This is a genomic window from Bombilactobacillus apium, assembly GCF_013385145.1.
Lineage (GTDB): Bacteria > Bacillota > Bacilli > Lactobacillales > Lactobacillaceae > Bombilactobacillus > Bombilactobacillus apium.
Genome location: NZ_JABZEC010000013.1, coordinates 1 through 11,896, shown reverse-complemented (window position 1 = coordinate 11,896; position 11,896 = coordinate 1). Strand labels below are relative to the sequence as shown.

At 39.0% G+C, this 11,896-nt stretch carries 11 protein-coding genes; 4 read left to right on the top strand and 7 right to left on the bottom strand.

What is annotated here, in order from left to right:
- Positions 1 to 139 precede the first annotated feature (139 nt).
- Positions 140 to 508: a CvfD/Ygs/GSP13 family RNA-binding post-transcriptional regulator gene (locus tag HU830_RS08665; RefSeq protein WP_176943356.1), complete on the bottom strand. Its 369-nt coding sequence runs from the start codon at positions 506 to 508 to the stop codon at positions 140 to 142.
- Between the two features lie 81 nt (positions 509 to 589).
- Between HU830_RS08665 and HU830_RS08660 the strand changes: the two genes are divergently transcribed.
- Positions 590 to 1,579 carry an NAD(P)/FAD-dependent oxidoreductase gene (locus HU830_RS08660; protein ID WP_176943355.1) on the top strand — a complete coding sequence of 330 codons (990 nt, stop codon included), beginning with the start codon at positions 590 to 592 and terminating at the stop codon, positions 1,577 to 1,579.
- 82 nt (positions 1,580 to 1,661) lie between these two features.
- Positions 1,662 to 2,303: a VTT domain-containing protein gene (locus tag HU830_RS08655; RefSeq protein ID WP_407647505.1), complete on the top strand. Its 642-nt coding sequence runs from the start codon at positions 1,662 to 1,664 to the stop codon at positions 2,301 to 2,303.
- A 37-nt stretch (positions 2,304 to 2,340) separates the two neighbouring features.
- Here HU830_RS08655 and HU830_RS08650 read toward each other — a convergent pair whose 3' ends face one another.
- The 5 genes from HU830_RS08650 to HU830_RS08630 are packed head-to-tail and all read right to left on the bottom strand — an operon-like array spanning position 2,341 to position 6,095.
- Positions 2,341 to 2,997, bottom strand: a complete 657-nt coding sequence (locus HU830_RS08650; protein ID WP_176943353.1) for a TIGR01906 family membrane protein — start codon at positions 2,995 to 2,997, stop codon at positions 2,341 to 2,343.
- Positions 2,998 to 3,000: 3 nt separating this feature from the next.
- Positions 3,001 to 3,780 carry a TIGR01457 family HAD-type hydrolase gene (locus HU830_RS08645; protein ID WP_176943352.1) on the bottom strand — a complete coding sequence of 260 codons (780 nt, stop codon included), beginning with the start codon at positions 3,778 to 3,780 and terminating at the stop codon, positions 3,001 to 3,003.
- The gene (locus HU830_RS08640) at positions 3,780 to 4,388 is read right to left on the bottom strand and encodes a YutD family protein (RefSeq protein ID WP_176943351.1); all 609 of its coding nucleotides are present in this window, start codon (positions 4,386 to 4,388) and stop codon (positions 3,780 to 3,782) included. Before HU830_RS08640 ends, HU830_RS08645 begins: the two co-directional genes overlap by 1 nt.
- Positions 4,366 to 5,766, bottom strand: a complete 1,401-nt coding sequence (locus tag HU830_RS08635) for a bifunctional metallophosphatase/5'-nucleotidase (protein ID WP_176943350.1) — start codon at positions 5,764 to 5,766, stop codon at positions 4,366 to 4,368. Before HU830_RS08635 ends, HU830_RS08640 begins: the two co-directional genes overlap by 23 nt.
- 20 nt (positions 5,767 to 5,786) lie before the next feature.
- Positions 5,787 to 6,095, bottom strand: a complete 309-nt coding sequence (locus tag HU830_RS08630; RefSeq protein ID WP_176943349.1) for a hypothetical protein — start codon at positions 6,093 to 6,095, stop codon at positions 5,787 to 5,789.
- Between the two features lie 33 nt (positions 6,096 to 6,128).
- On the opposite strand from HU830_RS08630, the gene HU830_RS08625 reads away from it, so the two are divergent.
- Positions 6,129 to 7,472, top strand: a complete 1,344-nt coding sequence (locus tag HU830_RS08625) for a glycerophosphodiester phosphodiesterase (protein WP_194946755.1) — start codon at positions 6,129 to 6,131, stop codon at positions 7,470 to 7,472.
- A 101-nt stretch (positions 7,473 to 7,573) separates the two neighbouring features.
- Here HU830_RS08625 and HU830_RS08620 read toward each other — a convergent pair whose 3' ends face one another.
- Positions 7,574 to 8,743, bottom strand: coding sequence for an MFS transporter (locus HU830_RS08620; protein WP_176943357.1), 1,170 nt, complete (start codon positions 8,741 to 8,743; stop codon positions 7,574 to 7,576).
- A gap of 258 nt (positions 8,744 to 9,001) precedes the next feature.
- Here HU830_RS08620 and HU830_RS08615 point away from each other — a divergent pair, with 258 nt between their 5' ends.
- Entirely contained in the window at positions 9,002 to 11,764 is a 2,763-nt protein-coding gene (locus HU830_RS08615) for a transglycosylase domain-containing protein (protein ID WP_176943348.1), read from the top strand.
- Positions 11,765 to 11,896 lie beyond the last annotated feature (132 nt).

Sequence of the window (11,896 nt, the reverse complement as noted above, 5' to 3'; positions counted from 1 at the left end):
TATTTTATCATCTGTCTTGTTGCTTGTCAAGAACTTTTTTTCGGCCCTCATCGCTTAGCTCTTCGCCTCGCTGACAACAGAAGATATCTTATCAACTTTTTCTCTCCCTGGCAAGTACTTTTTCAAAAAAAGTTGAAATTTATTTCAAATCCCGCAGAGCTTCCTGAATCCAAACCGGTTTAATTCGGGCAATACTTTGATAACCTAGATGTTCAGGATGGTTGGCCCAATAGTGTTTATGAGCATTAACTTGCTTCTTCAAAGGAGGGGTTTTGAGAGATCTTAAGGAAAGACTAATTGCCCCATTATAGGGGTCGATATTTAAAATTTGTACTCGAACGAGCTGATTTAAGTGCACTAATTTATCGATTCGCGAAACATAACCATTGGTAAATTCAGAAATATGAATTAGTCCTTGAACGGTGCTCGAATCCAGCTGGACAAAGGCTCCATAAGAGCGCAGACCCGTAACTCTCCCTGTAACAATCTGGCCGACTTGTAAGTTCATTCTTAAAATCCCTCCCAGAAAAGATTAACATAGAGTAAGCTCTACTGGATAATTACAGAATAAATTATTGAGGTGAATATTTTGTCAGATAAAATTTATGACTTAGTCGTCGTTGGTGGCGGCCCAGTCGGAATCTTTACGGCTTTTTATGCCCGCATGCGGTCTTTAGACACGGTTCTTTTAGAAAGCATGCCCCGTTTAGGTGGTCAACCCCAAAACTTATATGCTCAAAAGCATTTATACGATGTCGCCGGGCAATTTAATGTTCAAGGATCAGAATTAATCGATCATCTATTGGTGGGCTCCGAAAGGTTCAATTACCCCAAACTTGTGAATACGACAATGTTAAATTTTACTTGGGATTCTCAAAATCAATTTTACCAAATAAAGACTAATCAAGAAGCTCTTCGTGCTCGAGCTTTAATTATTACTATTGGTAATGGACCTTTCCAACCACGAAAACTAGCTTTTGATTACGCCCCAGAAATTGAAGGTCACCAATTAAACTATTTTGTTGAAGATTTAGAAGACTATAAAGATCAAACGGTTTTAATCGCTGGTGGGGGTGATACTGCAATTGATTGGGCTTTAGAAATTAATCAAATTTCTCAAAAAACCTATCTCCTTCACCGGAGAAATCAATTTCGCGCTCTAGAATCTAGTGTGGAACAACTTCAACAATCGACAGTCGAACTTTTAACTCCGGAAATTATTGAAGGCTTACATCCCCTAGCTTCCAATCAGCTACAAGTGAACTATAAAACCGTCAAAACGGGTACCCAACATCAGCTAATAGTTAATAAATTACTTGTCAATTACGGTATTACTTCGGACTCACGCCTTTTAAGATCTTGGGGACTAAACCTTCAAGGTCCTTTCATCAAGGTTGATTCCCAAATGCGAACTAACCTTCCTCAAATCTACGCTGCTGGTGATGCCGTTACTTATCCAGGTAAACAACGACTAATCGCCCTTGGATTTAGTGAAGGTCCAATTGCCGTTAATAGCTTAATTCAAGACCTTTATCCAGAACAAAAAGCTTTCGGTCACAGCTCTTCTATGTTTAACTAAATAAGTTCGTGGTTTCCAAATCTTTGAATAATGTTTAAAATACTATTAACCATTAAATTTAGAGAGGTAATTTATGCAATTTATTATGCAACTTTTCGATTTCGTGATGAATGTTGACCGCCACTTGGCAGGAATGGTTAACGAATTTGGCCACTGGTCTTACGTTATTTTATTCCTAATTATCTTCATCGAAACCGGTGCGGTGATCCTCCCTTTCTTACCCGGAGATTCCCTTCTTTTTGCGGCTGCCGCTTTAGCCGCTAATCAAGCTAGTGGGCTCAATATTTATCTATTATTTGTCCTCTTTTTAGTTGCTGCTTGTGGTGGTGATACCTGTAACTTCTTTATCAGTAAACACTTAAATCACTGGCTTCAGCAAAAAAGTTGGTTTAACAAGTTGGTTAAACCAGAATACCTCCAGCAGGCCGAAGAGTTTTTCGATCGTCATGGTGGAAAGGCTATCGCTTTAGGACGTTTTATCCCCATTATTCGGACTTTTGTTCCCTTTGTTGCGGGATCAGGAGCGATGAAATTTGGTCGTTTCTTTCATTACAACATTATTGGTTCCTTAATTTGGGTCTTAATTTGCTTAGTTTGCGGACATTTATTCGGCAATCTTCCCTTCGTTCAAGAACATTTCTCAATGATTGTTTTAGGAATTATTTTTGTCTCAGTTATTCCGGCGATTGTGGGTCTTCTACGTTCTCGAAAAACTAGTAAATAGCTAGCTATTTTAAATTAAAATCTAAAAACATCTTACCCTAAAATTGAGTAAGATGTTTTTTTAGATCTTTCTTTCTGTCACCAGAAGACTTTTGATATAGCCACAGTCCCAGCCATAAAATTCCAAACCATAACAATAAAACTAATGCACAGTGCAAGAAAAAAGTATCTGGTAGAATTTTAATAATTGGGTCGGTAACTGGATCAAAGAGCCAATTAGTATTCCGAAATAATAAACGGTGGAACTCAATAAAAAAGCTATCAAAATCCAAACTGGCAATAACTGCAATAATTATTGGTAACCAAATCAAATTCCATAAAAAAGTAGAGTTAATCCGTAATCGAGCTCGTAATTGTCTCCGCCAGCCAAAAAACAGCAAACCGCAAACACTAATCAAGGTTAAAATAAACAATACATAAAAAATGATTTTAACTTCTTGAAAATGACTTCTGCCCGCTGCCGATAGAGCAAAATTTGTCAACTTTAGTGATCCTGATCCCGGAGTAGTTAAATAAGCTAAAACTTGATGAAATCCCCTCTCAACTTGAACTAGACTTCGATCACTCACTAAATTTAATTCTAGATAACGAGAATCAAACCAAAAGATCAAGGAACTCATACCAACAGTTAGCGTAAATGAAGCTCCAACTAGCCAGGCTAATAAAATAGCACAAAAAAATAGATTAGCCATCATTCCTTATAAATTCCAGTCATCTAAACTCGCGATTTCATAAGTCGGTTGGGTTGGCATTTGTTGAACTTCAGCGGGGGTACTAACTCCCGTATAAACTAAAATGGTATCTAAACCGGCCTTAAAGCCGCATTGGATATCTGTATGATAATTATCGCCAATAATTGCTGTCCGGGCCCGATCCCAGCCCTTCAAGTTCAAGGCATAATCGGCAATCTCTCGTTCAGGTTTACCAATATAAGTTGCTCGCTGCTGAGTCGTAGTTTCCACTAAGGAAACTAAGGATCCTGCTCCAGGGACCAGACCTCTTTCATTAGGCAGATTGGTATCCGCATTCGTCCCAATAAACCTAGCACCTCGCTTAATGGCTAATGTTGCTAACTCAAACTTATGATAAGTCACATCACTATCTAGCCCGACTACTACATAGTCAGGGTCAAATTCATTATATTTTAATCCAGTGTCTCCAAGAGCCTGTTTCAAGCCTCTTTCGCCAATAATATAACAGGATTTCTCTCCTAACGGTTCCAGGCTTTGTTCCTGTAAATAATGCGCTGTAGCTAAAGAAGGAGTAATAATTTGCTCTGGCTGAACTTTAATCTGATGGTTCTGGGCTAAATTAGCCACCACTTGTTCCGGTGTTTTGGTTGTATTGTTTGTCAAAAAAGCAAATTCCTGATGTTGATCTTGAAGGCGTTGGATAAAACGCTGAGCAGCGGGAATCTGCTCTTGACCACGATAAATAGTTCCGTCAAGATCAATTAAATAAGCAGCATAATGTGTCATTATTTACCTCGATTATTAATCTTTCGAATTCGAAATTTATTGTTGATCGTAATTTTTTTGGCTTTTTTATTACGAACATTGGAATTTTTAGGATTACTTTGCTTTTTATTATTCTTAGAATTTCGCTGGAGACTGCTGCGCTTGAAACGCTGCTGAGGATGGCCGGTCTTCGGACGCGGCGGAATATTGGTTAATTTATGTTCACGTTCTAAAACAAAATAAGCACAACCAAAATTACAGTACTCCAACAAATAATCTTGCAAAGTTCCGATTTTTTGATCAATCTTTGCTTGCGGGCGATGATCGTCATAAAATCCACGCAAACGTAATTGACCATATCCCCAATCACCAACGATATAATCATATTTTTTTAAAACATTATTATAACGCATCGCTAATCTCTTTAAATCTAGACCAGCTGCATGATCTTTGACTAATAAATAGCTATCATTATTAATTTTTAAATGCGTATCGCTGACCTGCTCAACCATGGCTAAGGCTAATTTTTCTGAATTTTCATTATCAGTAACCTCTAAAGCATGCTCAATACTTTTACTAAGTAGTGACTGCTTTTTTGACTCTACCTTATTTACCTGTTTTGTCGTCACGTTTTTCGCCTCCTCCAAAAGTTCGTTGTAGATATTTACTGACAATTGTTCTTAAAAAGTCTGGATAAATTATTTCATTTTCTCCCATAATTTCGATCGTCGGGAAAAAGGGAATAAATAGATAATGATCTAGCAAAGCAATTTGATATTTTTGACTTGGCTGGAGTGGCTGATGCTGATAAAAAACTTGGCGAGTTCGTGGATCAACCTCTAACCCGTCCCAGACTAGATCACCAAAGAACTTTCCCCGAAAGCCCATCCCTTTTTGAATAAAATTACTTAAAAAGCCTCGATTTTTTTCCACTTCCATTGCCAAACGCCATAAATCTTGTCCACTTAAAGTAGTTTTCATAACATGAATTGCATGTGGCAATTGTCGATGTAAATCATTTTCCGTAACTGGACCAGCGAGGAGAGTCGTTAAAAACAAACCCGTGTTCAGCAAAGCTATCTGACAATTAGTCAACTCTTCCATCGCTTGAAAAGTTAAGTCTAAACTTGAATGAGGAGCAGGAACACGTTCATATTGAACCGGCAGAGTAGCAACAACTTGTTCTTCTAACAAACGTTCTCCTTTTCTTTGTTGTTCTAAAATCCAAGTTTGATCTTCTGGTTGACTATTAATCTCTGTAACTGGCGTCGTCTTAACTCGAACCGTTTGTAGATGGTGATTCTCCAAATCTAGGTAGATATTTCCCACTTGTTCACCATATTTACCTGCCGCCGCTAACCAAGTATGTCTCTGCTGCTCCCCTTGAGGCAAAAGATGGTGGGTATGCGCTCCAATGATCAAATCCAGTTCTGGATAAGTCTGTGCTAGCTGTCGATCTTGATTTAAACCTAGATGGGACAATAAGATTAAAATATCTACTTGTGGCCGCAACTTTGTCAGCAGACTCGGTAAAACGTCTGCGGCAGGATGAACATCCCACTGTACTAAAGGATAAGTCCGCTTGTAGGAAGCCGTTAACCCGATTACCCCAATTTTTGTACCTTGACGCGTTGTCAACATCTGATAAGCTTGAGCAAAGTGCGGCAATTGTCCATTATTTTCCCATAAATTAGCTAATACAACCGGAAAATTGGCTTGATCATAAAGATGTTCCAAAATTTGATGATCATAGTATAGCCCCTCACTATTGCCGATAGTCACAGCATCATAATGAATTTGATTCATCCATTCAATATTAGCCTGACCCAAAGTTGCTTCAGTTAAAGGGTGTTCGCGATCTGTAGCATCTCCTATATCAAAAACTAATGTTTCTTGGTTCAGTATCTGATCCTGCAGCCTTTCGTCAGCAATATAACGTTGAATTCGTGGAAAATTTTCAAAATGTGAGTGTAAATCATTGGTATGCATGATATGCAACTGTTCCAAAAACTTGAAGCCTTCTTCCTCTAACTAATATGATTAGCCTTTAAAATAGTCTGAAACGCTGTAAGAATTGTACCCTCTGGTTTGGCCCATTCTTCCCAATGATCGAAATCTTCTTCTGGAAATTTATAGGTATCATTAATATACTTTTCATAGGCTTGAACTGCCGTTGAGCGGGGAATATTCAATTCTAAAATTCGAACTTCTTGAATAAAGCTTCGTTCAGCAGCTAATTCAGCTCGACCATTCATAAAAATATTACCCAACTCAAAATACTTACTCTGATCCTTACGCGTAATTTGTTCAATTAAATCCAAGGTTTGATAAGCCATAATTCCTGTCACTCCTAATGTGAGGTTATAACATTGTCTAAAAAATTACCAATAATTATTTTACTATTTTTTACTTTTCTTTTTAATAGCGGATTTACGGTTGTCGGCCATCGGGGAGATCCCGTAGCTGCTCCCGAAGAGAGCTTTCAGAGTATTGATGCAGCAATTAGCAACGGTGCTCAATGGGTTGAACTTGATGTTCATAAATCAAATGACCAACAATTAATCATTTCCCACGATCGCAACCTAGAACGAGTCACCGGTAATAATATGGTTGTTTCCGAACACTCAGCCGCAGAATTAACGGCCCTCAAACAGCATAATGGTCAAAATATTTATACTCTAGATCAGCTCTTTGATCACTACCAAAACCAACCACAAGTTAAGTTTCTAATCGAAACTAAAAAAACTAAATCCGGAAATCCTCAGGATATGGAAGCCCTGCTGGTCGCGGCCATTAAAAGACACCATCTGGAAAAACGGGTGATGGTCCACTCTTTTTCCTTAGCCAGTTTACAAAATATGCAAAAACTTCTTCCCAAAATTCCTCGGATTTTTATTGCGGGAAGTTTAAAACGCCTGGATTTTGAAGTTTTTGCGACAAGTACCGCAGTCAACCTTTCTTCTGAAATTATCACGCCAACCTTAGTCAAACAGCTTCACGATTTGGGCCAAAAGGTCTATGTTTGGGATGAAATGAACGAAAATCCCCAAAAATGGAACTGGTTAGTTAATCTTCCAATCGATGGTGTTGTCACTAATTATCCTGGAGCTGCCGCTTATTATCAAAAGTTAAAGCAACAAGTGCAACAGCAAACCACTGATTTCCAGGCTTTTTACGCCAATCTTCAAGCAACCCCGATCTGGGAAAATCCCTATCCCGGGGCTCCTCAAAAAGGTAATTTAGCTCCAACTACTCCAATACATGTTAATCAAATTATTAATCTTAATCAAACCACAACCTATTTACAAATTGGCACTAATCGTTTTATTGCTGCTCAAGGAGTCATTAATACCAATCATCAAGCACAATTACTGCCTTATCTAGGCCAACCGGTCACCCTTTCCTATCTTGCTTCCGACCGAAATTTGCATCTCGCTCCCAATCAAGCTAGTCCCTATCGAGGTAGTTTACAGACCCACAATCTCTACCGAATCACTGCTCTGCAAGATATCCTCGGAGCAAGTTGGTGTCAACTTAATGGTCAAGGATGGTATCCGCTCCAAAATCTCTTAGCTGCCAACCCGCAGCCAACTTCAACGATTTTAAATCCCAGCTGGACTTGGACCCTTTTGCAACAGAAACGTCCCCTATCTTCCTTACCAACCATCAACTATTTAATTTACAGAATTGCTGATTTAACTCCCCTCCAATAAATTTTTCCCCAAAATAACAAACAACTATCAAAAAAGAGCCGGGTGAAAATAAAATTTTCATCCAGCTCCTTTTTCTTTTAATAATTACTTTATTTTTACTATTAATCTTGTGGTGCCTGGGTAGTTAATTCCACCCGATGGACGACTAAAGTCATGAAAAAGGAAAGTAACAAGATAACTCCCACCACCAAGTAAGGGACATGTGAATTCCAATCCATCAACATCCCCGACATAATCGGGCCAATAATGTTACCGACGCTGGTTAAAGACATGTTCACCCCATTAATGAGTCCTTGATTGCTTTGACTGGTTTTAGTTAGGAGCGTCGTAATCGCTGGACGCAACAAATCAAAGGCACAAAAGATAATCAAAGTAGCAATGATAACCTCTAATTGACTGTGAGCTTGCGTAATCCAAAAAGTCCCGATTGCACCACTCAAAAAACAAATCGCAATTAACTTTAATTCACCTAATTTTCGCGTTATCCAATCAAAAGCCACAATTTGGAAGAACAGCGATAGAACCCCGTTCAAAGTTAAAACTAGGGCAATGGTTCCCATTGTAAAATCAAAAACTTGATTGACATAAATACTATAGATACTTTCAAAACCTTGTAAACCAAAAGAAGAGATAAGGATCATTGCAAACAACACTATCAAAACTGGTGTCAAAAATTCGCGCCATTTAATTTTAACCGTATGCTTTAACTGTTCTACAGGTTCATCAGGTAAATAAAAGGCGGTAAAGATCGCACTGATTAGGCCCAAAACAGCGGCCACCCAAAAAGGGGTTTTATAAGAGAAATTGGCTAAAACTCCCCCAATTCCTGGGCCTAAAATCAGACCGCCACTAAAAGCAGCTGATAACCAGCCAATTACGCGAGCCCGTTCTTTCTTCTCGGTTAAATCAGAGGCCATCGCCATGGAAGTCGGCACAAACAAGGCTGCTGAAAGTCCCCCAATAATTCGAGAAATATCAAAATAAAAAAGATGATTGGATAAGGCGAAAACCACTTCTGAAATCACATACAGGAAAAGCCCTCCCACAATCACCTTTTTTCGCCCAATTTTATCAGAAACTCGGCCAATAATTGGTGAAGCAATAAATTGGGCAAAAGCGTAAAGTGAAACCATGATTCCCATATCTGTAGTTGATAAATGGTACATTTTCTTAATGAACGGCTCGACTGGAATTACCAGACTAATCCCTAAACAAACTAAAAAATTCCCCACAATTAAGATATAAATCGCGCGCTTAGTTTCTTGATTCATCATGACTTTTACCTCGATATCAAAATAAAACGCTCAGCGAAAAATCACCAAGCGTTAGTTCAAGACGTTATTCAGATGATAACATACTTTCCAACAAATTACACTTCTAGAGTCCTTTTTCCTAGCTTCAATTTTTTCATTACCCAGTGAGATATAAAATTAAAATAAACATTACTTACAGATATCTGGACTTGTTATATAATGTAAACAAATCTCTGAACTTTAACTCTGTTTTAACTATGTAAGGTAGGTTTTTTTTTGGCTAAACATGAACGTTCAAATTATGATGACTGGCGCAATAAGTTTATTGACTCCCAGTCAGATGAGCAACATCCAACAGTTGTCAACCCCGCTGATTTACCAACAACCACAGCAGGTAAAATCAATTTAACTCTTAGCATTATCCGGCGACTTTTTTTAGCTTTGATCGTCGGTTTAATTTTAGTTTTAGGGTTAATTTTAGGACTCAGCACAGGCTACTTAGCGGCATTAATTAATAAAGAACCGATTCCTAGTTCTGCTAGTCTTCAAAATAAAATTGAAAATGTTGATCAATCTACCACCCTCTATTTTGCCAATCATGTCAAAATGGAACGTGTCCCCAGCGACGTGACTCGAAAAAAGGTCGACTTTCAACACGTTTCTCCCAATTTCAAAAAAGCAATTATTGCTACTGAAGATGAAAACTTCTATCAACACCGAGGTTTTGTTCCCAAGTCTTTAATTCGAGCGATCGCCTCAGAAGTTACCGGTTTAGGAACTCAAACTGGAGGATCGACCTTGACCCAACAATTGGTCAAAATGCAAATTCTATCTTCGGAAACAACTTGGAAAAGAAAAGCTACCGAAATCTTGCTTGCAATGCGCTTAGAGAAACACTTTTCTAAGGATCAAGTCCTCCAAGCTTATTTTAACGCTGTTCCTCTGGGGCGAAATAATAAAGGACAAAATATTGCTGGTGTCCAGGCTGCCGCCCAAGGAATTTTCAACACCGCTGCTGAAAATTTGACTCTGGCTCAAGCGGCCTTCATCGCGGGCTTACCTCAAAGTCCTTCAGTTTATACTCCCTATGATAATCAAGGGCAGCTTAAAGATGATCTTAGCTTAGGACTGAAACGGAAAAATGTAGTTTTATTTCGGATGTATCGCAATGGCGACATTTCGCAAAAACAGTATCAAGAGGCTAAGAAAGTCGATCTTAAAGAACAATTTGCTCAACCCGAAAGCGCCCCGAGCAATAAAATTAAGTATGGCTATCTATATAATCTTTTAACTAGCCAATTGCGGGTTAAATTAATGAAGCAATTAGCTCAAGAAGACAATCTTTCTTACCGAGAGGTCCAACAAAATAAAGATCTTTACCAAGTCTACTATCAAAAAGCCGATCAACAGATGCGGGCTCATAACTACCACGTTTACTCAACAATCAACAAAGATCTTTATGAAAACATGCAGAAAACCTTTGATCAACATAAGGATCAATTAGGTACTACGCATAGCTATCAGGCCACTGATCCCAATACGGGAAAAATTATTAGTGTTCACGAACCAGTGCAAAATGGGAGTGTTCTTTTAGATAATCAGACGGGTGCTATTTTAAGTTTTGTTGGTGGACAAGACTTTAATGACAATCAGACTAACCATGCTTTTGATACTCAACGTTCTCCTGGTTCAGCCATCAAACCTTTATTGGTCTACGGGCCAGCAATTGATCAGGGATTAATCGGTAGTAAAACTATGTTAGCCGATTTTAAAGCTAAATTTGGTAAATATCGGCCAACGGATTATGGTCGCACTATTGAAAATAAATTTGTTGCTGCCGATGAGGCCTTGGCGCAATCTCTTAATTTACCAGCCGTTAATTTATATAATCAAGTTGTAAAGAAAGCCAATCCTAAATCTTATTTGGAAAAGATGGGGCTGCAACTTAAAGATTCCGAATATCGCCAATTGGGATTAGCTTTAGGAGGGACTAAGAACGGACTAACCGTCAACGAGATGGCCAGTGCTTTTTCCACTTTTGCTAATCAAGGTCAACATACTGCTTCTTACTCCATCTCCCAAATCACTGATAGCGATAACCAAGTTATTTATCAACATCGCATTCATAAAAAGCGGGTCTTCACTCCGGCAACCAGTTATATTATGCAAAAGATGCTCCGAGGAGTCGTTAAAACAGGAACAGCATCGCAATTACCACAACAATTAGAATTTGATTCTAAATCCACCTTTGGTAAAACCGGGACTTCCAATGACTTTCGCGATAACTGGTTCATTGGTAGCACCCCTGGTTTAACTTTGGCTTCTTGGACCGGTTATGATAATCTTTACGGGCATAATTATAATCTTCAGGAAAATTCAACAGATATCAACCAAGAACTATGGGCTAACTTAATGAATAATGTTGCTCAAACCGATCCCAACCTTCTCCGGACGGAGTCCAAGATGTCTCGTCCTAGTGGAGTTGTTTCCCAGCAGGTTCTCAAAGAAACAGGTACCAAACCGGGAACTGTAACTTATAACGGTTATCCAGCCCAACTGAATCAGGAAACCACTACTAGTCTTTTCTATAACGGTCACGCCCAAGACTTGTCTCGAAAATTTGGGATTGGTGGTAGTAGTAAAAATTACCAACTTTTCTGGGATCACTATTTCGGAAAACAAAATGGTTATGGAATCAAGAAGCATCTCGGTGAAAGTAGTGAAAATACCGCAACAGAAAATAGCTCCCCTTCTTCCACCACGACAACGACTCCTGATCAAAGCACAAGCGTAATGGGAGGCGGCTCTTCAGCCACAACCCTTCCTAGCAATCAAAATCGGGACAGTAGTACGAATTCTGAAGTTCCCGTCACGGAAACAACAGGTGAAGCTAACAATTCTTCAACTGCTACTAGGAATAATAGTTCTTCTTCTCCGGAAACTACTTCACCAAGCAATGGCTCAGAACAGACTCCAGCAACTGAACCGAAAGCGGGAGGAACTTCAACAACTACTACCACTCCTCAGGTTCAACCCTAAGTAGTTATTCCACAATCAGAACTACCCGTCAAACAGGTAGTTTGCTCTAGGGCTGTAAGCCCTATATCTCAAGGCGCTGGCTTTTGCCATGCATTTGCCACTTTTGTTGACCGCTTTAAGCGGTCTTGTTAC

What these genes read in the sequence shown, in the direction of transcription:
- HU830_RS08665 (WP_176943356.1), bottom strand. Translation starts at nt 508, where the DNA reads ATGAACTTACAAGTCGGCCAGATTGTTACAGGGAGAGTTACGGGTCTG.
- HU830_RS08650 (WP_176943353.1), bottom strand. Translation starts at nt 2,997, where the DNA reads ATGATGGCTAATCTATTTTTTTGTGCTATTTTATTAGCCTGGCTAGTT.
- HU830_RS08645 (WP_176943352.1), bottom strand. Translation starts at nt 3,780, where the DNA reads ATGACACATTATGCTGCTTATTTAATTGATCTTGACGGAACTATTTAT.
- HU830_RS08620 (WP_176943357.1), bottom strand. Translation starts at nt 8,743, where the DNA reads ATGAATCAAGAAACTAAGCGCGCGATTTATATCTTAATTGTGGGGAAT.
- HU830_RS08630 (WP_176943349.1), bottom strand. Translation starts at nt 6,095, where the DNA reads ATGGCTTATCAAACCTTGGATTTAATTGAACAAATTACGCGTAAGGAT.